The organism is Halomonas sp. 72, assembly GCF_052379785.1.
In the GTDB taxonomy this organism is placed as follows: Bacteria; Pseudomonadota; Gammaproteobacteria; order Pseudomonadales; family Halomonadaceae; genus Vreelandella; species Vreelandella citrativorans.
This window is the reverse complement of the sequence record NZ_JBQSYY010000013.1, coordinates 46,401-69,180: the sequence shown is the minus strand read 5'-3', so window position 1 is coordinate 69,180 and position 22,780 is coordinate 46,401. Positions and strand designations below refer to the sequence as shown.

Annotated in this window: 19 protein-coding genes and 4 tRNA genes; 11 read left to right on the top strand and 12 right to left on the bottom strand. The window is 54.1% G+C overall.

Annotated elements, in window-relative coordinates; all coding sequences use genetic code 11:
• Positions 1-13 precede the first annotated feature (13 nt).
• From aroC to ACT3T6_RS12440, 7 genes are all read left to right on the top strand, one after another.
• The gene (aroC, locus tag ACT3T6_RS12470; protein WP_172117145.1) at positions 14-1,105 is read left to right on the top strand and encodes a chorismate synthase; all 1,092 of its coding nucleotides are present in this window, start codon (positions 14-16) and stop codon (positions 1,103-1,105) included.
• 60 nt (positions 1,106-1,165) lie between these two features.
• Positions 1,166-1,546, top strand: a complete 381-nt coding sequence (locus ACT3T6_RS12465) for a hypothetical protein (RefSeq protein ID WP_193053084.1) — start codon at positions 1,166-1,168, stop codon at positions 1,544-1,546.
• A 203-nt stretch (positions 1,547-1,749) separates the two neighbouring features.
• Positions 1,750-2,169: a phasin family protein gene (locus tag ACT3T6_RS12460; protein WP_172117143.1), complete on the top strand. Its 420-nt coding sequence runs from the start codon at positions 1,750-1,752 to the stop codon at positions 2,167-2,169.
• Between the two features lie 86 nt (positions 2,170-2,255).
• On the top strand, positions 2,256-4,082 hold the full coding sequence (gene phaC, locus ACT3T6_RS12455) for a class I poly(R)-hydroxyalkanoic acid synthase (RefSeq protein ID WP_193053102.1): 1,827 nt from the start codon (positions 2,256-2,258) through the stop codon (positions 4,080-4,082).
• Between the two features lie 201 nt (positions 4,083-4,283).
• Positions 4,284-5,654 carry a metal-dependent hydrolase family protein gene (locus ACT3T6_RS12450; RefSeq protein WP_226912154.1) on the top strand — a complete coding sequence of 457 codons (1,371 nt, stop codon included), beginning with the start codon at positions 4,284-4,286 and terminating at the stop codon, positions 5,652-5,654.
• Positions 5,655-6,117: 463 nt separating this feature from the next.
• Complete coding sequence (locus ACT3T6_RS12445; RefSeq protein ID WP_193053082.1) at positions 6,118-6,585, top strand: copper chaperone PCu(A)C; 468 nt, start codon at positions 6,118-6,120, stop codon at positions 6,583-6,585.
• 22 nt (positions 6,586-6,607) lie between these two features.
• A complete protein-coding gene (locus tag ACT3T6_RS12440) occupies positions 6,608-7,186 on the top strand; it encodes an SCO family protein (protein ID WP_193053081.1) in 579 nt (192 codons plus the stop codon).
• A gap of 141 nt (positions 7,187-7,327) precedes the next feature.
• Here the strand turns inward: ACT3T6_RS12440 and ACT3T6_RS12435 are convergent, their stop codons facing one another.
• The 6 genes from ACT3T6_RS12435 to miaB all read right to left on the bottom strand — a co-directional run bounded on the left by ACT3T6_RS12435 (position 7,328) and on the right by miaB (position 13,287).
• On the bottom strand, positions 7,328-7,666 hold the full coding sequence (locus tag ACT3T6_RS12435; protein ID WP_172117139.1) for a hypothetical protein: 339 nt from the start codon (positions 7,664-7,666) through the stop codon (positions 7,328-7,330).
• Between the two features lie 66 nt (positions 7,667-7,732).
• Positions 7,733-9,205, bottom strand: coding sequence for an apolipoprotein N-acyltransferase (gene lnt, locus ACT3T6_RS12430; RefSeq protein ID WP_193053080.1), 1,473 nt, complete (start codon positions 9,203-9,205; stop codon positions 7,733-7,735).
• 37 nt (positions 9,206-9,242) lie between these two features.
• Positions 9,243-10,130, bottom strand: a complete 888-nt coding sequence (locus ACT3T6_RS12425; RefSeq protein ID WP_193053079.1) for an HlyC/CorC family transporter — start codon at positions 10,128-10,130, stop codon at positions 9,243-9,245.
• Between the two features lie 172 nt (positions 10,131-10,302).
• On the bottom strand, positions 10,303-10,767 hold the full coding sequence (ybeY, locus tag ACT3T6_RS12420; protein WP_193053078.1) for an rRNA maturation RNase YbeY: 465 nt from the start codon (positions 10,765-10,767) through the stop codon (positions 10,303-10,305).
• Complete coding sequence (locus ACT3T6_RS12415; protein ID WP_172117135.1) at positions 10,764-11,855, bottom strand: PhoH family protein; 1,092 nt, start codon at positions 11,853-11,855, stop codon at positions 10,764-10,766. The genes ybeY and ACT3T6_RS12415 overlap by 4 nt, the downstream gene beginning before the upstream one ends.
• Before the next feature lie 88 nt (positions 11,856-11,943).
• Positions 11,944-13,287, bottom strand: a complete 1,344-nt coding sequence (gene miaB, locus ACT3T6_RS12410; RefSeq protein ID WP_193053077.1) for a tRNA (N6-isopentenyl adenosine(37)-C2)-methylthiotransferase MiaB — start codon at positions 13,285-13,287, stop codon at positions 11,944-11,946.
• Between the two features lie 183 nt (positions 13,288-13,470).
• Here miaB and ACT3T6_RS12405 point away from each other — a divergent pair.
• From ACT3T6_RS12405 to ACT3T6_RS12395, 3 genes are all read left to right on the top strand, one after another.
• Positions 13,471-13,546 (top strand) — tRNA-Asn (locus tag ACT3T6_RS12405).
• A gap of 46 nt (positions 13,547-13,592) precedes the next feature.
• Positions 13,593-13,668, top strand: a tRNA-Asn gene (locus tag ACT3T6_RS12400).
• A 54-nt stretch (positions 13,669-13,722) separates the two neighbouring features.
• A tRNA-Asn gene (locus tag ACT3T6_RS12395) sits at positions 13,723-13,798 on the top strand.
• A 269-nt stretch (positions 13,799-14,067) separates the two neighbouring features.
• Here the strand turns inward: ACT3T6_RS12395 and ACT3T6_RS12390 are convergent.
• Positions 14,068-16,155: a carboxy terminal-processing peptidase gene (locus ACT3T6_RS12390; protein WP_193054977.1), complete on the bottom strand. Its 2,088-nt coding sequence runs from the start codon at positions 16,153-16,155 to the stop codon at positions 14,068-14,070.
• Positions 16,156-16,292: 137 nt separating this feature from the next.
• On the opposite strand from ACT3T6_RS12390, the gene ACT3T6_RS12385 reads away from it, so the two are divergent.
• Positions 16,293-17,597: a M18 family aminopeptidase gene (locus tag ACT3T6_RS12385; protein WP_193054976.1), complete on the top strand. Its 1,305-nt coding sequence runs from the start codon at positions 16,293-16,295 to the stop codon at positions 17,595-17,597.
• 72 nt (positions 17,598-17,669) lie between these two features.
• Here ACT3T6_RS12385 and ACT3T6_RS12380 read toward each other — a convergent pair.
• The 5 genes from ACT3T6_RS12380 to ACT3T6_RS12360 all read right to left on the bottom strand — a co-directional run bounded on the left by ACT3T6_RS12380 (position 17,670) and on the right by ACT3T6_RS12360 (position 22,758).
• Positions 17,670-17,746: transfer RNA gene (locus ACT3T6_RS12380), tRNA-Met, on the bottom strand.
• A gap of 76 nt (positions 17,747-17,822) precedes the next feature.
• A complete protein-coding gene (locus tag ACT3T6_RS12375; protein WP_193054975.1) occupies positions 17,823-19,988 on the bottom strand; it encodes a cation:proton antiporter in 2,166 nt (721 codons plus the stop codon).
• Positions 19,989-20,173: 185 nt separating this feature from the next.
• Positions 20,174-21,265 carry a redox-regulated ATPase YchF gene (ychF, locus tag ACT3T6_RS12370; RefSeq protein ID WP_172117130.1) on the bottom strand — a complete coding sequence of 364 codons (1,092 nt, stop codon included), beginning with the start codon at positions 21,263-21,265 and terminating at the stop codon, positions 20,174-20,176.
• An 82-nt stretch (positions 21,266-21,347) separates the two neighbouring features.
• Positions 21,348-21,929 carry an aminoacyl-tRNA hydrolase gene (gene pth / locus ACT3T6_RS12365; RefSeq protein WP_193054974.1) on the bottom strand — a complete coding sequence of 194 codons (582 nt, stop codon included), beginning with the start codon at positions 21,927-21,929 and terminating at the stop codon, positions 21,348-21,350.
• 196 nt (positions 21,930-22,125) lie between these two features.
• Positions 22,126-22,758 (bottom strand): 50S ribosomal protein L25/general stress protein Ctc, encoded by a 633-nt coding sequence (locus ACT3T6_RS12360; RefSeq protein WP_172117128.1) that lies wholly within the window; start codon positions 22,756-22,758, stop codon positions 22,126-22,128.
• Positions 22,759-22,780 lie beyond the last annotated feature (22 nt).

The following is a 22,780-nucleotide window of genomic DNA, read 5'->3' as shown; positions in this document are numbered from 1 at the left end:
GGAATGAACGCCCATGTCTGGCAATAGTTTTGGCAAGCTGTTTACCGTTACCACCTTTGGAGAGAGTCACGGCATTGCGCTGGGCGCCATTGTAGATGGTTGCCCGCCGGGGCTTGCGCTGTGTGAAGAGGATTTACAGCGCGACCTGGACCGTCGTCGCCCAGGTAGCTCTCGCCACACCACGCAGCGCAAAGAGCCTGATCAGGTGAGGATTTTATCGGGCGTGTTTGAGGGAAAAACCACCGGCACCTCGATTGGCCTACTGATCGAGAATACCGACCAGCGCTCCAAGGACTACTCGAAAATCAAGGAGCAGTTCCGCCCCGCCCATGCGGACTACACGTACCACCATAAATATGGCCACCGTGACTATCGGGGCGGCGGCCGCTCAAGCGCCCGCGAAACGGCCATGCGGGTAGCCGCGGGTGCTATCGCCAAGAAGTACTTGGCCGCCCAAGGCGTACAAATTCGTGGCTATATGAGCCAGCTGGGCCCCATCAAGATTGAGTTTAAGCAGTGGGAGGCCGTCGAGCAGAATGCGTTTTTCTGCCCCGATCCCGCCAAAGTAGCCGAGCTTGAAGCGTATATGGATCAGCTACGCCGTGACCAGGATTCCGTCGGTGCCGAGATTACCGTAGTCGCTGAGGGCGTTCCGGTCGGGCTGGGTGAGCCGGTGTTTGATCGCCTGGATGCTGAGCTGGCGCACGGTTTGATGAGTATTAATGCGGTAAAAGGTATTGAGATTGGTGCGGGTTTTGAATCCGTTGCCCAGCGCGGTAGCGAACACCGCGACGAGATGACGCCGGAAGGCTTCTTGTCCAATCATGCCGGTGGCATATTGGGCGGTATTTCCAGTGGGCAACCGATTGTGGCCAGGCTGGCGCTTAAGCCGACCTCCAGCATTACGACGCCTGGGCGTTCCATTGATGTTAACGGCCAGCCGGTCGAGGTGATTACCAAAGGTCGCCACGACCCTTGTGTGGGGATTCGCGCCACGCCGATTGCCGAAGCCATGATGGCGATTACATTGCTTGACCACTGGCTGCGCCAGCGTGGGCAAAACGGTGAGGTTAGCGTTGATACACCCCGTTTAGCGCAGCGTTAAAGCGGCGTACGGCTTGGCGTAACGCTGCTACACTCAAGGAAGATGGCTGAGGAGTAACCCATGAAGATTAACGTTGAGTTTGATCTGACCCCGGATGAATTTCGTCAAGCATTGGGGCTTCCTGATGTAGAGGCATTCCAGCAAAGCCTGCTGGAAAATATTCAGCGGCAAATGGAGTCGGGTGCAGAAGGGTATGACCCCATGAGTTTGATGCGCCCCTTTTTGCAGCAGCCCATGATGCAGCAGGGGCTTTCTCAAGGGTTGGCCAACTTTGGAACTTACCAACAGATGATGTTGGATATGTTGCGCCAGGCAGGCAACGCCAGCAGTACCGCCCCTGATGATCAAGCGGCGGACAGTGATGCGTCGAGCAGCGGGGGAGCGCCTAATGCCAAAGCAACGGCGTCCTCGCGTTCGCGTGGTAAAGGAAAAACCGAGTAATGCGGCGAGGTGCATAGCGGCCAGTTAATGAGCGCCGTCATCCAGGGCTCTTGAAAACAGTGTTATTGAAAACAAGGCTCTTGAAAACAGTGTTATTGCAAAGCACCCGGTCAAGGATTACTCTTTTTGCAGTGCAGCAAATCACGTTCGTAGGGGGGGGCGCGAAAGCGCCCACACTCTGAAACGGAAGAGGATTGGACACTATGCAAGACGATATGATGGACGCTTTTAACGCCCAGACCCGCCAAATGTTTGAGCCCATGCGCAAAATTAACTCGCTGATGCTCAACAACATGGAAAAAATGACCCAGTATCAACTGGAAGCCATGAAGCGCTATAGCCAAATGGGCACCGAGCGCATCCGCAGTGCCACCAGCATTCAGGATGCAGAAAGCCTGCGTGATTTCGGCACCCAGCAGGCTGAAATCATGAACGAGCTTTCCCAGCAAATGCAGGAAGACGCCCGTGCTATGGGTGAGATGAGCCTGCAGTTCAAAACGGAAATGGAAAAACTCTTCAGTGATGCCGGGCAGCAAATGACCGAGCAGGCGACTGCCGCCGCAAAAGGCCAACAGCCTGGTGCTTCTGGATCCGCCTCGAGCCAGTCTTCACGGAAAAAATAAGAAGTCGGCTAACTCACGGCGCCTCTAGGCGCCGTATTGTTATAAGGGGATTCAGTATGCAGGGGTGGAAACGACCATTGCACGACATGTTTCAGCAGGGAGTGTCTCAAGAAGACATTGAGGCATGGAATACGCAACTGAAAGAGGCCGCTGAGCAGTACCAGGGGCTTATGCAGGATCTGCTGGCACGCATGGCCCCAAGCGAGGCGGCCGACTCGGTCTATAGCGATATGCGCAAAAGCTTCGAGGCGGGTGCGCAGGCATTAATGAATAACCCAACCTTGCTGTGGCAAACCCAAGCGCGCCTGCTGCAAGATCAGTGGCTGCTATGGCAGCAAAGCATGCGTGCTTTGTCTGGTGAGCAGGTCACACCGCTGATTACTCCTTCCAAAAGCGACCGGCGCTTTAAAGACGATGCCTGGACGCAAGACCCTCACTATGCGGCGATCATGCAGCAGTACCTGCTGTTTTCGCAGGTAGTAGAAGAACTGATCGAAAGCCTTGAAGGTATGGATGACCTCCAGAAACGAAATCTGGGGTTTTATGCCCGTCAGCTCGTCAATGCCATGTCGCCCACCAATTTCGTTTCTACTAACCCTGAGGTGATGCGGCGAACGCTGCAAACCCGTGGGCAAAATCTGGTAGAAGGGCTATCTCGGCTGCGTGAAGACCTTGCCAACTCAGCGGAAGGCATCAATGTGTGTATGACCGAGCGCAATGCGTTTGGCATCGGGGAAAACATCGCGGTTACCCCTGGGGCTGTCGTGTATGAAAACGAGTTAATTCAACTGATTCAGTACACGCCCACCACTGAGAAGACCTTTAAAACGCCGCTGTTAATCGTGCCGCCCTGGATCAACAAGTATTACATCCTTGACCTGCGCCAGGACAATTCCATGGTCAAGTGGGTGGTGGACCAGGGCCACACCGTATTTTTAATTTCATGGCGCAATCCTGGCCCTGAACAGCGTGACATTACCTGGGCCGATTACATGCAAATGGGGCCGATCAGCGCGATTAGCGCCATTGAGGATGCCTGCGGTGAGAAGTCGGTCAACCTGGTGAGCTACTGCGTAGGCGGCACCTTGACGGCTTCGACCGTTGCTTATTTGACGAGTACCCGCAAGGGGCGAAAGGTGAAGTCGGTCACCTACATGGCCACGCTGCAGGATTTTCGTGACCCCGGCGATATCGGTGTTTTCCTGAACGAAGCCGTGGTGCAAGGACTTGAGCAAACCATGCAGCTAAAGGGCTATCTGGATGGTCGCTCGATGGCTTACACCTTTAACCTGCTGCGTGAAAATGATCTTTTCTGGTCGTTTTATATCAATAACTACCTGAAAGGAGAGATGCCCGCCGCCTTTGACCTTCTCCACTGGAATACGGATGGCACGAACCTACCGGCGGGCACGCATGCCTGGTATTTACGCCACATGTATCTTGAAAACCGTTTGGTCGCGCCGGGGGGGATTGAGCTTGATGGTGTAAAAATTGATTTACGCAAAATCTCCACCCCTAGTTATTTCGTGTCGACCAAAGAGGACCATATTGCCAAGTGGAACAGCACCTATTATGGGGCGTTGCTGCCTAAAGGTCCCGTCACGTTTGTATTAGGTGGCTCGGGGCATATCGCCGGTATCGTTAATCCACCGCAAAAGAACAAGTACGGTTATTGGAGTAACGACGCACTGCCAGAAAGCCATGAAGCGTGGCTTGAAACAGCGGCGTTTAATGAGGGGTCCTGGTGGCCGCACTGGCAGGCATGGATGACACAGAATGGTTATGCGGATACCCAGAAAATGGTGCCCTCGCGCACACCCGGCGACGGTAAGCTTGAGGTGATTGAGTCAGCACCAGGGCGCTATGTAAAAATGACCATTCCTGACGTGCTAAGCGAACAGGGCAGCCTGTAAAGGCTGCTCCGATCATCCGGGTATTCTACAAAAAAACTATCCTTCTCATGTTTAAGCGAGGTGCTAACAATGCCGCCCACTACCCGTTACTCATTAGCCCCCGCGTTTAGCGCACAACACCGTCCTGGAAACAGTCCTGGCAATAACCATGGCGCTTGCTGCTGTGGTTCACCCGTCTTACAGCATTTTCATGAGCGCGTTATGGCAGAGATTGCTCGCCGCGAAATGCTGGGTGGGCCGGCAGCGGTCATGGCGCTGTTTGCAGGTGTACATACGCCACACGTGGTTGACCAGCCCTCAAAAGCGCATGACGGCCCTGTGCTACTCACCAACTTAACGCTTTTTGATGGAAGTGGTGGCCCGTTGCGCGATGGCGTATCCGTTAAGGTAGAGGATGGGCGGGTCAGCGCTATTCTTGAAGGTAATGCTGGCGCCGAGTCCGGGGACGTTATCGACTGTGATGGGCGCGTGTTGATGCCTGGCTTAATCGATGCGCATTGGCACTCCACGCTAGCCGCTATTACACAGATGGAAGCCATGAGCGCGGATATTGGTTATATCCATTTGGTCGCCGCAAAAGAGGCCGAGCGAACGCTGATGCGAGGGGTTACGTCGGTCAGGGATGTGGGAGGGCCGTCATTTGCACTGAAGAGAGCCATTGACGAAGGCATCGTGAACGGACCGCGGATATTTCCCGCAGGCGCCATGATTTCCCAGACATCCGGGCACGGTGATTTCCGAATGCGGCACGAATTGCCTCGTGGTAGTACAACCCCGCTAAGTTACACGGAGCAGCAAGGGGTAGCCATGATTGCTGACGGTGAAGCGGAAGTGCTTAGGCGCACGCGTGAGCAGTTGATGCTGGGGGCTTCTCAAATAAAGCTGATTGCGGGTGGTGGCGTCGCGTCATTTTATGATCCGCTCGACAGTACGCAGTTTAGCGAGCGCGAGCTTCGCGCAGCGGTTGAGGCAGCCGGTGACTGGGGCACGTATGTCATGGTTCATGTCTACACCTCCCGGGGTATTCAGCGTGCCCTGCGGGCAGGCGTACGCTCAATCGAACATGGTCAGTTGGCAGATGAAGAGACCGTTCGAATGATGGCCGGTGAAGATGTGTGGTGGAGCCTTCAGCCTTTTCTGCAGGATGAAGATTCCAACGTTTACCCGGATGCGGCACGCCGAGAGTCTCAGCGGCAAGTTGCCGAAGGAACGGTTCGCGCGTATGAAATGGCCCAGCGATTTAACGTTAAAACTGGCTGGGGAACGGATATTCTTTTTAATCCCCAAAATACCCCCAACCAGCTGCATCACTTGGCTAAGCTAACGCGTTTCTACGACCCGTTGACCGCATTGGCAATGGCGACGGGGCGTAACGGGGAGCTACTTTCTCTCTCGGGGCCGCGTAACCCGTATCCGGGAGTGCTTGGGCGTATTGAGCCTGGTGCGCTAGCCGACCTGCTGGTCGTTGATGGTGACCCAAGCAAAGATCTTGATTTTCTTAAAGATCCAGAGCGTAACTTGCGCATGATTATGAAAGCTGGGCGTGTTTATAAAGATTGTTTGCAGCAATAGCTTGGCAAGATCGTTTATAAATATCGATTTTAAGTGCTTGATCGGTTGTTTGTTTATGTTGAATCAATCATGCACTGACCGCTTTTCCGGCCATTAATAGAAGTGTTGGTTTTAGGACAACCTTGCTGGTTTAAATGTTTTTAACGCGGTAGTTGGGATTTCAGCAGGCCCCACGTCTATTTCCGGGCTTAAGGAGATAGGCGTTGAACTCTTTTTAGGGGGCTATTCGTAACCGCCGTTCCTATGCTTCTGGGCGCCCCCTTTGTGGCAAACACAAACCGCGCCGCGTTCTCGCCTAATATCGGCAGGCCGAGGGTGCTGTCATAATGTCGCAGGAGGGTTGTAGAACACCTGGATGGCGCTATGGTAGCCAAAGATTCATAACGACATGCGATAGGCCAGTACGTGCGAGCTTGGCGCGTGTGCCGTTTAACCGTGTTTATTTAAAGGGAGCATCGAAGTAATGGCGAACAAGGCACTGAATGTCATGGCCCAACGAGTGACTCAGCGGCTGGCGTTAAGCGCGTTAGCACTGCTATTAACGGCAGGTGTTGCGCAGGCGCAGACGCTTGAAGTAAGCAATGCTCGGTTAAGCCTGCTGCCTGGTAACACGCCCGGTGCGGGTTACTTTGAGCTTTATAATACGGGAGATGAAACCGTCACGCTGGTGGGCGCTCAAAGCCCTGCCTTTGATAGTGTTGAAATACATGTTAGCTCCGAGCACGACGGTATGGCCCATATGCACGAGCTTACATCGCTTGAAATTGCCTCAGGCGAGCGTTTTGAGTTTGCGCCCAAAGGTCATCATCTGATGTTTATGCGCCGCGTTGAGCCCTTAAACGTAGGTGATGACGTTGACGTGGTGCTTGAGTTTAGCGATGAACAGCAACTGCCCGTTACCTTTAATATTGTCTCTCCAGCATCGATGTAAAGGCCAGGAATAGGAACCCTATATGTACAAGTTGTTGTTCGCCGCGTTGGCGTCTCTTTTACTGGCTGGTTGTAGTGATCAGAGCTGGCGTACCACCGACGTTGCCGACATTATGCCGTCGCTTGATTTTTCACTGGTGGATGATAACGGCGACAGCGTCCAAGCGGATGAATATCTGGGTAAGCCAGCGCTTGTCTATTTTGGCTACACGTTTTGCCCCGATGTTTGCCCCATTACCCTGGCAAGATTAGGCGATGCGATCAGACAGCTGGATGATGAGACGCGCGACGAGGTTCAGGTGCTGTTTATTTCGGTCGACCCGGCGCGTGACACGCCCGAGGTGCTAAAACGCTATACCAATGCCTTTGGCCCTGAGTTTACTGGCTTGACCGGCGATAAAGCCGACATTGATGCGATCACCAACCGTTACCGCGTTGCTTACGAATACGGTGAAGAGAATGAGAATGGTGACTACCTGGTAACACACTCCAGCGCTGTTTTTGCCTTTGATCGAGAGGGGAATGCACAGTTCCTGGTGCGGGATAGCCACCCGATAACGGATGTTCAGGCGGATATCAAACGGCTGATAGAAAAAAGCTAACGCCGCTTGGAGTAGCCCCAGGGAGCTAAACAGGTAGTAGACGTAGGTAGAAAAAGTCTGTAGCAAAAAAGGGGCGACTGATGATCAGTCGCCCCTTTTTATATGCCGTTTACTTGGCTAATACCTGGCAACGAAAGCGATTTAGCAGACGGCAGAGAGGCCGCAGCGCGACTTGTACAGACGAGAGTTAATATCCAGTTCGATATTCTCACTGTCTTTATCGTAGAAAAAGGAGGCATAGCCATTGTCAGAAGAGGCTGTGCGATAGAGGCCGCAGATGCCATAACCATACTGCACTTCCTGCAGCTGCGAGAGCTCAATATCATGGGATGTCCCCAGCTTATTTGCCAGAGCGTGTTGAATGTCATCGCCAACATGGCTGTCAGACATAACCTGGCCACCGAAGATAGCGCCCGCCAACACGACAGTAAGCGCCAGCGGCATCACGACAAGTAGTAAAAAAGGACGAGATTTTAACATAGTGGTACTCCTATGCCAGCCAGAATCAAAAAAGTGCCCTATTGTAGCGTGTCATGTTGAAGGTTCCTATCGACCGCGACAACGTGTCAAGCGAAGGCCAGGTAGCAGCATTAGCCCCGCTAGTAGCCATGCAGGCCAGCTCCCGGTGCGGGTAAAAGGTGTTAACCCCTCCATCGCATAGAACTCACCCACTAACGCTGTCGTTTCAAACTGGGGCGCTTGAGCAACGATGCTTCCGTGGGCATCAATAATCGCTGTAACGCCGTTACTGGTGGCGCGTATTACATAGCGACCATTTTCAAGTGCTCTAAGTCGTGCCATTTGCAAATGCTGGAAAGGGCCAATGGAGGCGCCAAACCAGGTGTCGTTGGAAACCGTCAGCAGCACATCGCTGTCCTGAGCGCGACGCGCCACAAGCTGCGGATAGATGATTTCATAACAGATCGCGTTGCCCAGGCGAATGCCGGAGGCCTGCATGGGCGTCTGATGCGATGCGCCTTTGGTAAAGCTCGACATCGGCAGGTCAAAAAAGTCGATAGCACCGCGCAGCACGCTTTCAAGCGGTAGGTATTCGCCAAAGGGCACCAGGTGCTCTTTTTGATAACTGCCTTCAACGTTGCCAATGCCCACCACGCTGTTGTAGTAGCGGTTAGCCACATCCAATTGAACGATGCCTGTCACCAAGGCAACGCCTGGCGGAAGGTTAGCCTGAACGCGCTCCAGGACCGGACGTGCCTGAGTTTCCGTCATGGGAAGTGCGGTTTCTGGCCAGATAATTATGTCAGCCTCATCGGCGACTTCAGCGGTCAGTCGGCTGTAGGTATTCGCTGCGATGCGCTGGCCGTCTGGCGTCCACTTTAGCAACTGCGGGAGGTTGCCCTGAAGTAAAGCAACCCGAGTCGGAGTGCTGGAAGGGGTGGTCCACTGTGCAGGCAAGGCCAGCGGTATCAGCCAGATTGCCAGTAACGGGGCCAGTGCCCACCACTGGCGGCGCAGAAGCACGTTAGCTGCCAGTGTGCCGCTAAGCACCACCAGCAGGGAAAGTAGGTAGACACCGCCAATTGGTGCCCAGCTTGCCAAGGGTGAATCGACATAGCCTGAGCCCATTAGTAGCCAAGGGAAGCCTGTGAACAGGTAGGTGCGCAGCACTTCACCCAGCACCCAGGCACCGGCAAACGTTAGCCATGCCAATCGCGGGGTGGTAAAACGCCGGTAAAGCCAGAAGGTGCCCGCATAAAAAAGGGCCAGTACGGCGACAAAAAGTGCGGTCAGCAACGCTGCCAGCGGCACGCCGGTATAGCCGTAATCATGAATGGAGATATAGACCCATGAGGCGCCGCTGCCAAAGAGTGCAATGCCATAGAGCCAGCCTTTAAGCGCTGCCTGGGCGGGCGTTAAGGTATGAATCCCTACGTAAAGCAGGGCAATCGCTACCGGGCCAAGCCACCATAGTTCAAATGGTGAAGCGGTTAGCGTGGTAAAGCCGCCCGCAACCAGGGCCAGTAACAGTTGAAGCATAAAGGCGGGTATTGGCCCCATGAAATATCCTGTCAATACGTGGTTAATCGGTAAGCTGCTAGTCGTTTTTTTGAGGTTCGAGGCTCTCGCCATCGCTTTCACGATAGGCCTCTAATAAGCGGATGCGCCGGTTATCAGCATTCAAGATGACAAAGTGCCAGCCGCCGAAGCGAGTATGCTCGCTGCGCCCGGGCAAATGACCAAATTGCTGCATCACCAGGCCGCCCACGGTATCGAATTCATCATCAGAGAATTCGGTGCCAAAGCGTTCGTTAAAGTCTTCGATGGGGGTGAGGGCGCGAATAGCAAAGTGGCCGTTTTCCAGCGTGCGGATATCGTCCTCTTCGTCGGTATCGTGCTCGTCTTCAATATCACCCACGATTTGTTCCAGAATGTCTTCAATCGTAATAATGCCGGCAGTACCGCCATACTCATCTACCACAATGGCCATGTGGTTGTGCGTATCACGAAACTCTTTGAGCAGGCTGTTAAGCCGTTTCGACTCTGGAATAAACATGGCCGGACGGAGAACATCTTCCAGTTTGAAGGCGTCCCGGCTTTCCTGGGTTTGCGACAGTAAAGGAAGCAGGTCTTTTACCAGCAATATCCCTTTAACATCATCCAGATTCTCGCCAATCACAGGATAGCGGGAGTGACCGGTTTCCTGGATAAGCGGTAAATAGCCATCACGCGTTTGGTCCAGCGTTATGGCTGATACCTGAGAGCGGGGTATTAATACTTCTCGAACCTGTCGATCGCTAATTTCAAGCGCACCTTCAATAATCATGATGGCGTCCTGATCCAGCTTCAGTTTCCCAGCGGTATGGCGTAAAAACGTCATCAGCTCAGCGCGTGAACTGGGTTCGTCGGTATCTCCGGTAAGGGCGCCAAAGAGTTTCTCGAGCCAGGATTTTTGATTAGGATTGCTCGATCGGTCTTCGCTCATGCGTCAAATCTCTTGTTTACGGGGCAGACAGGTGTCGTAACGTGCCTAAAATCTAGTATCAACAAAAAACAGGGTGCCAACAAGGCGGTGTCCCCCTGGTACGGGGCGCTATGTTGCACTATGCCTCTTGCCTTGCATCAATGAATGGTTTCTTCCCTGCGCGTTGTCAGTGTCATGGCACATGGTAAGGGTCAGAGATGCCCAGCTCAGCAAGCAACGTACGCTCTAGCTGCTCCATCTCTTCTGCCTCCTCATCTTCAATATGGTCATAGCCCATTAAATGAAGCGTGCCATGGACGACCATGTGCGCATAGTGATGCGCTAACGGCTTCTGTTGCTCGTCCGCCTCTTTTACCACAACGGCATGACAAATAATCAAATCGCCGAGCAGCGGTAGCGTGAGCCCCGGCGGGTTTTCAAATGGGAACGATAGCACATTGGTGGGCTTGTCTTTGCCGCGATAATCGCGGTTTAAGGCTTGGCTTTCTTGCTCGTCCACAAAGCGGATCGTAAGCTCTTGGCGCTCATCATCCGGGTAATGAGAAAACACACAGCCCACCCAGTGGGTGAGCTGTTCAAGCGTGGGCAGCAGCGGTTCATCAATAGCGGCTTGTCGATCAATCACGATATTGTTCAACGTGATGTATCTCCCCATCGTTCCTGAGACTGTTCGCGCCCCTGAAGGCGTGCCTCGCGCTCTTGCTGGCGTACTTCACGGCGGGCACGCTCTTCCACTTCCTGCTGCGACTCGAATTCGTCGTAGGCTTCGATAATGCGCTGCACCAAGGGGTGGCGTACGACATCCTTGGCGGCAAAGTGGGTAACGCCGATGCCTGGCGTATCTTTCAGTACGTCAAGTACCTGGGACAAGCCAGAGCGCTGCCCACGAGGAAGGTCGACTTGGGTGATATCCCCGGTGATCACGGCCGTTGAGCCAAAACCGATCCGGGTCAGGAACATTTTCATCTGCTCCGGCGTGGTGTTCTGGCTTTCGTCCAAAATGATGTACGAATTATTCAGCGTGCGACCGCGCATATAGGCCAGCGGCGCTATTTCAATCACTTGGCGCTCGATGAGCTTGGCCACTTGTTCAAAACCGATCATCTCGTACAGCGCGTCGTACAGCGGGCGCAGGTACGGGTCGATCTTTTGGGCTAGATCACCAGGCAAAAAGCCGAGTTTTTCACCCGCTTCAACCGCTGGGCGTACCAGTAAGATGCGGCGCACTTCCTGTTGGTTAAGCGCTTCAACCGCTGCTGCTACCGCCAGATACGTTTTGCCGGTGCCGGCTGGCCCGATACCGAAGTTAATATCGTGCTCGCGAATGCTGGTGACGTAGCGCTGCTGGTTCAAGCCGCGCGGCTTAATCATGGTGCGCGGCGTGCGCATTACCACGTCATCGGGGCTGCCTTCTCCGTCCTGCTCGTCTTCTAGTGCTTCCAGGCCAGACTCTTGCAGGAACAGGTGCACGGTATCTGCCGAAAGATCATCCACCGCCGTTTCGCGGTAGAGGTGCTCAAGCACGTTAGCCGCCGCTTTGATGCGGTTGGCAGCACCGGCCAGCTGAAACATATTGCCCCGGTTGCGCAAAGTCACGTCCAAGCGGCTCTCAATCAGCTTTAGATGCTCGTCCTGCTGGCCACTTAAGCTGGCAAGCCGCTGTGGGTCATTGGGTTCAAGGCTTAGGGTGATAATGCGGTTGGCCTGAGGTGATGGCTGGCTCAAGAGTAGGAAATCCGTCAGTTAATGTGTGTAGACACCCAGCTTACTGCCCCAACCGGGGTTGGGGCAATTACCTAAGATAAGATAGCGATCAGTAACGCTCGGGGGAGACGAGCTCGCCGCGCAGCGAGTTGGGGAATGCCTCAGTGATCTCAACATCCACAAAGTAGCCGATTAGCTCGGTAGGGTTAGCCGCACGGAAGTTAACCACGCGGTTATTCTCCGTACGCCCAGAGAGTTGGCCGGGGTCTTTAGGTGAAAAGCCGGTGACCAGAATGCGCTGGGTAGACCCCACCATGCGGCGGCTGATCTGGGCCACATTCTGCAGAATGCGCTCTTGCAGAATCGCCAGACGCTGCTTCTTGACGCTTTCTGGGGTGTCATCCGGCAGGCCTGAGGCGGGGGTGCCCGGGCGCGCCGAGTACACAAAACTAAACGAGTGATCGAAGCCAATCCGGTGGATCAGATTCATCGTGGCTTCAAAGTCTTCCTCGGTTTCACCTGGGAAGCCGATAATGAAGTCCGATGAGAAGCTGATATCCGGACGGTTAGCGCGCACGCGCTCCATCTTCTCAATGTACTCTTCGGCAGTATGGCCACGCTTCATGGCGCTGAGAATCCGGTCGGAACCCGATTGCACCGGCAGGTGCAGGTGGCTGACCAGTTCCGGGATGTCTGCAAATGCATCCACCAGGCTGTCGGTGAACTCAACCGGATGCGAGGTGGTAAAGCGTATGCGGTCAATGCCATCTACTGCAGCGATGCAGGCAATCAGCTCGGCAAGATCAATTTCATCACCGTCGTCGTTGTCGCCTCGGTAGGCGTTAACGTTTTGGCCCAGCAGGTTGACTTCGCGCACCCCTTGATCGGCCAGGTGGATAACTTCATCCATCACCTTCTCAAACGGACGCGAGACCTCTTCTCCGCGGGTATAGGGCACCACGCAGAAGGTGCAGTATTTGGAGCAGCCTTCCATGATCGAGACAAAGGCCGTGGCGCCATCTGACTTGGGCTGGGGCAGGTGATCAAACTTCTCGATTTCCGGGAACGTTACGTCTACGGCGGCAATTTGATTGTTGCTGCGCGCATCCAGCATGGAGGGCACACGGTGCAGCGTCTGCGGGCCGAAAATCATATCCACGAAGGGCGCACGCTTACGCAGCGCATCGCCTTCCTGGCTTGCCACGCAGCCGCCTACGCCAATTACCAGGTCCGGGTTGGCGTCTTTTAGCTTTTTCCAGCGCCCCAGCTGATGAAACACTTTCTCCTGAGCCTTCTCACGAATTGAACAGGTGTTAAGAAGGATGACATCGGCTTCCTTCTCATTGTCGGTGAGTTCAAGCTGGTGAGATTCACCGAGTAGATCCGCCATACGGGAGGAGTCGTACTCGTTCATTTGGCAGCCGTGCGTTTTGATGAAGAGCTTCTTCGCCATCGGTACCTGTCGTCTATGGGTCGTCGGGGGACGAGGAATGAATGGGGTATCGTTTTAGCAGCGTAGGCTACTGTTGAATAATCCTATTATACGGGCACAAGAAACCGGGGGCTAGCATTCCCCGATAATCGATACTTGACCTTAATCCCTAAATCAGTATACTACGCACCGTGTTTGAGAAGTTCCTCGATAGCTCAGTTGGTAGAGCAAATGACTGTTAATCATTGGGTCACAGGTTCGAGTCCTGTTCGAGGAGCCAACACTTTACAGGTTGGTTCTGCTTAAAACACAATAGCTTAAGATGTTCCTCGATAGCTCAGTTGGTAGAGCAAATGACTGTTAATCATTGGGTCACAGGTTCGAGTCCTGTTCGAGGAGCCAAGCTGACTATTTTACTACCTGTTTCGGCATAGCCTGCTATAGGTAGCGCGTTATTCCTCGATAGCTCAGTTGGTAGAGCAAATGACTGTTAATCATTGGGTCACAGGTTCGAGTCCTGTTCGAGGAGCCATCTACTTGCCTTTTTAGATTCACAGTGTGCTTCTGTGCCTGGTTCTGAAAAGCGTGCTGCTTTCTAGCTCCCCTGATTTTTATTACCTCTTCAAACCTTTATTACCTCTTCAAACCTTTATCGTCTCCAGGACGTTATTAACCCCTGTAAAATTATTGGCCCCGCTGCCTAACGGTATTGGGTTGATTTCGTGTGTCTGGCGGGTCAAAAGTCACGCGTAAAAAAACGCCGACCTAAAAGGTCGGCGTCATACAGCGATCAATGGTTATTTAGCGTGTCGCCATTCGCTGGGCCTGTTGAAATTGCGCGTAATCCAGCAGGATTTCTGCGGCTTCTAGTACGGGAGCGCGATCAGCGGGCATGCCTTCATCCTCTCCGTTTTCGTCAGCATCGTCACTGGGTTCGCTGCTTTCCAGGCGTGCATCCATCCACTCGTCTAGTTCTGGCAGTTTGAGTGCCCGGCGACGCTGGTTCTCTAGCGAAAGCTGCTCGGCCTCTTGGGCTTCAAGCTCACGCTGGCGCTGCTCGCGGTTCAGGCTCACGCTGGTGTGCTGCTCACGTAGCTGGCGGGCCAGCGTGGATTGGCGCTCAACATAGCGGAAGTTGGGGTTCTCTTTGGCGCGCGCTGCGTGTTGGGTGTTCAGTGCGTCTATAAAGGTTTCCGGCGTTCCGTAGCGACGATACTGAACATCTTGAACAGTATCCCAGCCAAGGGCGTTATCCAGGCTGCTTTCACCGATCCGTTCTGGGTCGATTAAGCTCGGGAAGCTAATGTCAGGCTCAACCCCACGATTTTGCGTGCTTTTACCGGTGATGCGGTAAAACTTGGCGCGGGTCAGCTTGATCTGCCCATGGCTTAGGTCGTTCAGCGTTTGTACGGTACCTTTGCCAAAGGTTGATGAGCCTACTACCAGGCCGCGACCATAATCCTGAATAGCGCCTGCAAAGATTTCTGAGGCAGAGGCGGAAAGGCGGTTAACCAGCACGGTCAGCGGACCATCGTAGAGTGTGCCTGCGTCGGTATCGCCGTATAGCTGAATGCGCCCTTGAGCGTCACGTACCTGTACGGTGGGGCCTCGGTCAATAAACAAGCCAATCAGCGAGTTAGCCTCTTGAAGCGCGCCGCCGCCGTTATTACGCAGATCCAGCACAATGCCTTCTACGCCTTGCTCTTTTAAACGCTCAACTTCACGGGCGACATCGCGTGTGGTGCTGCGATACTCCTCTTCGCCCGCCTGCCAGGCGTCAAAATCAACATAGAAAGTAGGAATGTTAATGACCCCAATGGGATGGGGTTCGCCGTCTCGCTCAACGTTGATCACTTCGCCATGGGCCGCCTGGTCTTCAAGGCTTACGGTATCGCGGGTGATCTCGACAATATGCGAGCGGGTCATGTCCACCGCTTGGGCGGGCACGATATCCAGGCGGACGACGGAGCCTTTGGGGCCACGAATCAAGTCAACGACGTTGTCCAGGCGCATGCCCACAACGTTGACCATTTCGCCCTCTTCCTGGCCAACCGCAATGATGCGGTCGGCAGGTTCCAGGACATCTGCACGGTCAGCAGGGCCGCCGGGCACCAGGCTTGCTACTTTCACGTATTCGCCATCGGCCTGTAGCAGCGCGCCAATGCCTTCCAGCGAGAGGCTCATCTGGATGTCAAAAGATTCGCTTTGGCGTGGTGAGAGGTAGCCAGTATGCGGATCAATCGTGCTGGTGACCGCTGCCATTATCAAGCCGAAGACATCTTCTGATTCGGTTTGGCGTAGGCGACTAAGCTGGCCTTCATAGCGCTGGCGCAGGTTGTCGACTATCTGCTCGTCATCCTGGTCGGTAAGCGCGAGCGTTAGCGCGTCATTTTTTAACCGCTTGCGCCATAGCTCATCAAGTTCGCTCTCGCGGGTGGCCCAGGGAGCATTTTCACGATCAACTTCCAGGCGCTCATCGCTATCAAAGCTAAACGATAGGCCTTCATCAAGACGTGCAAGCAGCCATTCAACCCGCGCAATATTACGCTCGCTTAGCTGGTTATAAAGCGCGTAAGCATCATCCAAATCGCCGTTAAAGAGTGCTTCAGCCATATCATTTTCATAATGGCGGTAGGGCTCTATATCGCGATTCAGTAAATAAGCGCGTTGACCATCGAGGATATCCAGGTAGCGTTGGAAGGCCTCCTGTGACCACTGCTCATCAAACGTTATGTTGGCGTAGTGGCCGTAGCGGAGCGCATCCGCAATTTCTACTGCCGCTTGGCGTTGTTCGTCGGTCGGCGCAATTTGCGCCATAACTGCCGGGCTGGTAACGACCAGCATCACGGCAAGGGCGACCGAGCGCGAAAGCGTTGCAAACAAGCTCATCAGTCAAGCTCTCCCGGATTTGTGTACACTCATTCTTCCCTAGACCTGCTTGTGACCTATGTGTTGCATAGGCCAGGGGGCATTGTAGCAGGTCGTTTGCTCTATGAGACTCAATCATTACTGTTATGAGGATTTCCATGTCCGAAGCTTTCAACGCCGATCGGCTAACGCGGTTATGTGATTTTCTGCGCCAGTCGCCCACACCTTGGCATGCAACGAAGGCAATGGCCGAACGCTTGGAGAAAGCAGGTTTTCAGCGCCTCCACGAGACAGCTAATTGGCAGCTGGCGCCTGGGCAGCGCTATTACGTTACGCGCAATGATTCTTCCATTATCGCCTTTCAGTTGCCAAGCGATACGCTTAAAAGCTTGCGTATGCTGGGCGCGCATACGGATAGCCCCGGATTGCGCTTAAAGCCCAACGCCACTCAGCACTCTGCAGGTTGGTTGCAGCTTGGCGTGCAGGTGTATGGGGGCGTACTGTTGGCGCCCTGGTTTGACCGTGATTTAGGATTAGCCGGGCGCGTACAAGTGCGCCATGCAGACGGGCGGCTGGAAAGCCTGCTGCTGAATGTTGACCGGCCTATTGCGATGGTGCCGAACCTGGCCATCCATCTGGATCGCGACGTGAATTCGGGCCGTGCTATTAATCCGCAAACGCAAATGGCGCCGGTACTGCTGCAAAGCGATAGCACCAAGCTTTCTGAATTGCTAGCCGCTTGGCTTGAGGAGCAGCACGGTGTGCGCTCCGCTGAGGTGGTGGATTTTGAACTGGGCTTTTACGATGTGCAGCCGCCTTCGCTCGTAGGGGTTAAGCAAGAGCTCATCGCCAGTGCGCGGCTGGACAATCTGCTCTCCTGTTTTATTGGCATGGAGGCCTTGCTCGAAAGTGATGGTCGCCAGGGGGCGTTGTTAGTGGCGAATGATCACGAAGAGGTGGGTAGTGCGAGCGCTTGTGGTGCGCAGGGGCCGTTCCTGGGCGATGTGCTTAAGCGCATCAATGCGCAGGTAGGAGAGGGCAGCGAGGAGTCGCTGATTCAGTTGATTCAGTCATCGCTGATGATTTCCTGTGACAATGCGCATGCGTTGCATCCTAACTTTCGCGATAAGCATGATGAGCAGCATGGCCCCGCCATTAACGGCGGCCCGGTTATCAAGGTGAATGCCAGCCAGCGCTACGCCACCAATAGCGTAACCGGTGCGCTATTTCGTGATGTGTGTCGCGAAGCCGACGTGCCGGTACAGTCATTTGTGACGCGGGCGGATATGGGCTGCGGTAGTACCATTGGACCGATTACGGCGACGGAGCTTGGCGTGCCTACGCTGGATATCGGCGTGCCACAGTGGGCCATGCACTCTATCCGTGAAACGGCGGGTACGCGTGACGTGGAATACCTAACCCGAGCATTGAAAGTGTTTCTGAATCGGCCGGCGCTTGGTTGATGCGCACTAGATAACGCCCAACAACGAAAAAGGCCCGCTGACTTAGTCAGCGGGCCTTTCGCTATTCGGTGTTGGTGGCTACGCCCTGATTTGAACAGGGGACCCCATCATTATGAGTGATGTGCTCTAACCAGCTGAGCTACGTAGCCTTTCAACGGGGGCGTATATTAACAGCTTTTTTCCGCTCGTCAATATTTTAACGTAATAAGCGCGATGCCCAGGTAGTTACTCGTTGCCTTTTTGAGGTGGTTTGTCAGTGAACTTGTGAGGGGGCTTGGGGGAGTGCTTAGGAGAGTGTTTAGGAAAGTGCTCGTAATCGTGCCCGGAAAGGCTGGGACGGTCAGTTGCCTTGTGCCAAATGCGATGTAAACCACGCTGTATATCGTCGAAAACCTGTTGAGAGATTAAGCGGTCTTTTACCATTTCTTCCATGCTTTCAGCACTTCGGCGCAACGCATAAAGGCGTAACATGCGCTGCTCAAGTTGGTAGGCGTGACGACCGAACTTTGCTTCCGTCTCACGTATTGCTTGATCGACAGCGCTGATCCTTATATTGAGCACCTCATCAAGTAATTCAGCCATGCGCTGGCCGAATAGCGGGGTTAGCCGCTGTGTCGTGTAATGGCGCAACTCTTCTAGTACCGCCCTGTGGCAAATTAATAGCTCAAAACGGTTAGATAGCAGACGTGTCAGCGGCCAGCGAATCCTCATATGCTGGTGAAGAAAGGTGCACAGCTTAATCCAGCGAGTGTGTGAGGTTATTTTCCGTGTTTCTCTGTTATAACCCAAGCGGCCCTCTGAGCGAGCCGCATCAATGGTTCTGCCGCTGGCGCGCATCATCGTATCCAGGTTATGGATACTGGTGACGCCGTTTCCGTAACGCGGAATAAGATCGCGCTCTCGAACAGCCAGCGTCACCAGCGCAATTGCCATACGGTCTCGCTCAGGTAGCGCTTGGTCAAGCGCGAAAGGGGCCGTCTCGATGGCCATATCACGACGAAATTTAGCAATGACATCATCGGTGATGGAGGGGGCAATGTTGAAGTTTTGCGCTGTGCGTTGTAGCGCGCTTTCAACCTCAATGGTCGAAAGATGAATAGCCTGTTGCTGAAGCGCTTTATCGTAAGGGTTTAGCTGATCAAGTTTTAGCTTGCGAATGACCGCCTGAAGACTGGTTCCATTAACCAGTAGGCTGAATAGTACAAAGCCGGTGGCCAGGATAGCGACAAAATGGCGAACGTCTGCTGAAAGCGCTGTTTGCTCTGCAACGCCAAGCGCAAGTACGAGTGTGACCGCGCCACGTAGTCCTCCCCAGGTGATAGCCAGCTTATAGCTTGCGCTGATCGGGGTTGAAAGCTTGAGTCGATTCAACAGTGGCAGAAAGCCAAATAGAACGAGGAGGCGTGCCAGTAAGGTCGCCAGAATAATCGCTACGAGTAACGGTAGCCACGCAAGAGTCATCCCTTCCAGCATTTTTGGCACTTGCAGCATGGCGAGCAAAAACACCATGGCACCCGCGACGGAGGCAATTTGCACCCAGAGAAGTTGCAGGTATTCCCAATTGGCGGGCGACGTCCGCGTTCTGCCTAAACCGTTGAGCACCAGGCCCGCGGCTACGACGGCGACAACCCCCGAAACACCGAAACTTTCGCCCAGCAGGTAGGTGGGGTATGGCAGAGAAAGCGTGATGGCTATCTGCGCTTTGCCATCGTTACCGATAAGAGCGAGCGCCTCTGCACCGATACGCCCGATGATGGCGCCAAGGATCAAACCGCCACCCAGGGATAACGCTAGCATTCCGGCCACCTGTAGCGCAGTGGTAGCGACATGGTCGGTAAGTGAGGCGAGTAGCACGCTGACAATCGCGATTGCGGCCGCATCATTTAGCAGGCTCTCGCCTTCCACTAGACGGATTAGCCGTGGAGGTGCTCCAACGTTACGGAAAATGGCAATGACGGCGGATGGGTCAGTTGTCGCGATGACGGCGCCAAGTAACAGCCCAACAGGCAGCGCTGCTGCGCCTAGCAGCCATATAGACAGGCCCACCATACCTGTAGCAACGAAAACAGCCACTACCGCAAGGAGTAAAATAGGCGCTGCATCAGGCACCATTTCACGAACATCGACACTAAGCGCTGCCTGGAACAACAGCGGGGGGAGAAAGATCCACAGATATATTTCAGCAGGCAAGGATGCTGATAAGAGAGGATCAAAGAGATCTATGGCAGGCCACAATGTCGACAGGGTCGCGTAAGAGAGCCCCAGGGTGATGCCTGTTAACGCCAGCAGCGTCGCTTCAGGAAACGCCGTACGCGCAGAGAGCCGTTGCACCAGCGCAATGATCATAAGCATCAGGCTGCCAAGTAACAGCACTTTGTACAGTGTTTCCATAGGTATCAGCTTCCGGTTGAATAAGCTCGGATGCCTCAGTATTAGTCGGCTGGGCGTAGGATGCCACTGAAAAATTAAGAAAAAAGGGGGAGGGGCGTTGCCTGAAGGTGGCAGATGAAGAGACAAATTGCCATGAGCGCAGGGGTGCGCCCATGGCAGGAGCTAGCAGATTACGGGGTGGTCAATTAAACGTTAAACCGGAAGTGCACCACATCACCATCTTTCACAATGTACTCTTTGCCTTCCAGACGCCATTTGCCCGCATCTTTAGCACCTTGCTCACCGCCCAGTGAGACAAAATCGTCATAGGCGATCACTTCTGCGCGGATAAAGCCTTTCTGGAAGTCAGTATGGATAGCGCCAGCAGACTCTGGGGCCGTAGCACCCTGTTTTACTGTCCATGCGCGGACTTCTTTTACACCTGCAGTGAAGTAGGTTTGCAGGCCCAGTAGGGCATAACCTGCGCGAATAACGCGGTCAAGGCCGGGCTCTTCCATGCCCATCTCACCCAGGAACATGGCGCGTTCTTCATCTTCCAGCTCAGCGATTTCAGCTTCCAGCTGGTTGCAGACGGGCACCACGACGGCGCCTTCTTCGGCAGCTATTTCTTTAACGATGTCCAGGTAAGGGTTGTTCTCAAACCCGTCTTCATTGACGTTAGCGATGTACATGGTGGGCTTTAGGGTTAAAAAACCAAAGCTTTTCACCTGACGCTTTTCGTCCTCATCCAGACCAAAACTGCGCAATGGGTGGCCTTCGGCCAGGTGTGGCTCAATCTTGTCGAGGATGGCTTTGGTCGCGATGGCCTCCTTATCGCCGCCTTTGACCGAACGCAAGAGCCGCTGGCTGGCCTTCTCAACGGTATCCAGGTCCGCCAGGGCAAGCTCGAGGTTGATCGTTTCGATGTCGGCGCGAGGGTCAACCTGGTTGGCAACATGGATAACGTTGTCGTTATCAAAGCAGCGCACCACGTGGGCAATCGCTTGGGTTTCGCGAATGTTGGCAAGAAATTTATTGCCCAGACCTTCACCCTTGGAGGCGCCTGCTACGAGGCCTGCGATATCGACAAACTCCATGGTCGTAGGCAGGACTCGTTCAGGCTTGACGATCGCAGCCAGCTTGTCCAAACGCGGGTCAGGCATGGGAACGATGCCTACGTTGGGTTCTATCGTACAAAACGGGAAGTTTTCCGCATCAATGCCTGATTTTGTCAACGCATTGAAGAGCGTGGATTTGCCTACGTTGGGTAGGCCGACGATACCGCAGTTAAAGCCCATAAGTTCATTCCTGGCCGCTAGGCGCGCGCTAACGAAAGGATGTGTTCAGCGCGGGTCTAAAGTGAAAAAAAATCGATAGTAACTATTTTACGCTATGCAGGCGATTCATGGCTTTCGCCCAATCGCCATCAAGTACAAGCGGGAGTGTGGCTTCGCACTCGTTAAGCACATGATCAATGGCCGCCTGCTCGTCTTTGCCGGGCCGACCAAGCACGTAGTGGGTGACCTGACGTGCCTCACCTGGGTGACCGATGCCTATGCGTAGACGGTGGAACTGCTTTTGGTTGCCAAGTGCGCTGATGATATCGCGCAGGCCGTTATGACCACCGTGGCCACCGCCTGTTTTATAGCGCGCCTGCCCCGGGGGGAGGTCTAGCTCATCATGAGCGACCAGTAAATTCTCGGGGGCAAGTTTAAAAAACTGGGTAAGCGCTGCCACAGAGGCGCCGCTTCGGTTCATGAAGGTGGTAGGGTTGAGCAGATGAAGCTCGTGGTCGCCCACGCGGGCCTTGGCATACAGGCCGAGGAACTTCTTTTCCGGGCGCAGTTCGGTATGGGCGCTGCGCGCAATGGCATCGACTAGCCAGAAACCCGCATTGTGCCGGGTGGTATCATACTCGGCGCCGGGGTTGCCTAGTCCTATCAGGGCCGTTACCTGACTCATTGACCTACCTCCAAAAAAATCCGGGCGTATTCTTGACGTCGTGCGTCATTGGCGGCTTGAGGTGCAGTTGCAAAAAGGCAAGTCGCAAAAAAAATCAAGCGCCGAAGCGCTTGATCTTATCATTCCCGGGCCATACGAGCATGGCCCGGGCCAGGTACGTATTCAGCCATTAAGGCGATGCGCACCCTTATCGGCCTTACTCAGCGCTGGTGCCTTCTTCGCCTTCGTCTGCTTCTTCGTCATTACGTACTTTAACTTTCGTAATGCTGAGAATGGCGTGGTTGTGCTCTTCACCGTGAGACAGGTCAACGGAGGAAACGCCCTTCGGCAGTGTCAGGTCAGACAGGTGCAGGATCGTGCCCAGCTCAACCTCGGAAATATCAACTTCCAGGTAGTCAGGCAGGTCTTTCGGTAGGCAGCTGATGGCAACTTCGTTAGCCAGTACGTGCAGTTCGCCGCCCTGGTCTTTGATGCCCACACACTTTTCTTCGCTGATTACGTGAAGCGGTACGTTCATGGTGATTTCATGAGTAGCGTCAACACGCAGGAAGTCAGCGTGAGTCAGAAGCGGCTTGTAGGGGTGACGCTGAAGATCACGTACCACTACTTGCTCTTCTTTACCATCGATAACCAGCTTGATTACTGAGGAGAAGAAGACTTCGTCTTCAATCGCTTTGTAGAAAGCAGTTTTTTCTACAGAGATTGATTGCGCGCCTTTTTCACCGCCGTAAACAACGGCCGGTACTTGTTGGTTCGCACGACGCAGGCGGCGGCTCGCACCTTTCCCCAGGTCGTTACGAACGCTGGCTTTCAGGATAAAATCAGACATGTAATTTGCCTCTTGGTTTAAG

Bases quoted from the DNA above. Each gene is read 5' to 3' on its own strand.
- aroC (WP_172117145.1), top strand. From the start codon at position 14: ATGTCTGGCAATAGTTTTGGCAAGCTGTTTACCGTTACCACCTTTGGA.
- ACT3T6_RS12465 (WP_193053084.1), top strand. From the start codon at position 1,166: ATGAAGATTAACGTTGAGTTTGATCTGACCCCGGATGAATTTCGTCAA.
- ACT3T6_RS12460 (WP_172117143.1), top strand. From the start codon at position 1,750: ATGCAAGACGATATGATGGACGCTTTTAACGCCCAGACCCGCCAAATG.
- phaC (WP_193053102.1), top strand. From the start codon at position 2,256: ATGTTTCAGCAGGGAGTGTCTCAAGAAGACATTGAGGCATGGAATACG.
- ACT3T6_RS12450 (WP_226912154.1), top strand. From the start codon at position 4,284: ATGGCAGAGATTGCTCGCCGCGAAATGCTGGGTGGGCCGGCAGCGGTC.
- ACT3T6_RS12445 (WP_193053082.1), top strand. From the start codon at position 6,118: ATGGCGAACAAGGCACTGAATGTCATGGCCCAACGAGTGACTCAGCGG.
- ACT3T6_RS12440 (WP_193053081.1), top strand. From the start codon at position 6,608: ATGTACAAGTTGTTGTTCGCCGCGTTGGCGTCTCTTTTACTGGCTGGT.
- ACT3T6_RS12435 (WP_172117139.1), bottom strand. From the start codon at position 7,666: ATGTTAAAATCTCGTCCTTTTTTACTACTTGTCGTGATGCCGCTGGCG.
- lnt (WP_193053080.1), bottom strand. From the start codon at position 9,205: ATGGGGCCAATACCCGCCTTTATGCTTCAACTGTTACTGGCCCTGGTT.
- ACT3T6_RS12425 (WP_193053079.1), bottom strand. From the start codon at position 10,130: ATGAGCGAAGACCGATCGAGCAATCCTAATCAAAAATCCTGGCTCGAG.
- miaB (WP_193053077.1), bottom strand. From the start codon at position 13,287: ATGGCGAAGAAGCTCTTCATCAAAACGCACGGCTGCCAAATGAACGAG.
- ACT3T6_RS12390 (WP_193054977.1), bottom strand. From the start codon at position 16,155: ATGAGCTTGTTTGCAACGCTTTCGCGCTCGGTCGCCCTTGCCGTGATG.
- ACT3T6_RS12385 (WP_193054976.1), top strand. From the start codon at position 16,293: ATGTCCGAAGCTTTCAACGCCGATCGGCTAACGCGGTTATGTGATTTT.
- ACT3T6_RS12375 (WP_193054975.1), bottom strand. From the start codon at position 19,988: ATGGAAACACTGTACAAAGTGCTGTTACTTGGCAGCCTGATGCTTATG.
- ychF (WP_172117130.1), bottom strand. From the start codon at position 21,265: ATGGGCTTTAACTGCGGTATCGTCGGCCTACCCAACGTAGGCAAATCC.
- pth (WP_193054974.1), bottom strand. From the start codon at position 21,929: ATGAGTCAGGTAACGGCCCTGATAGGACTAGGCAACCCCGGCGCCGAG.
- ACT3T6_RS12360 (WP_172117128.1), bottom strand. From the start codon at position 22,758: ATGTCTGATTTTATCCTGAAAGCCAGCGTTCGTAACGACCTGGGGAAA.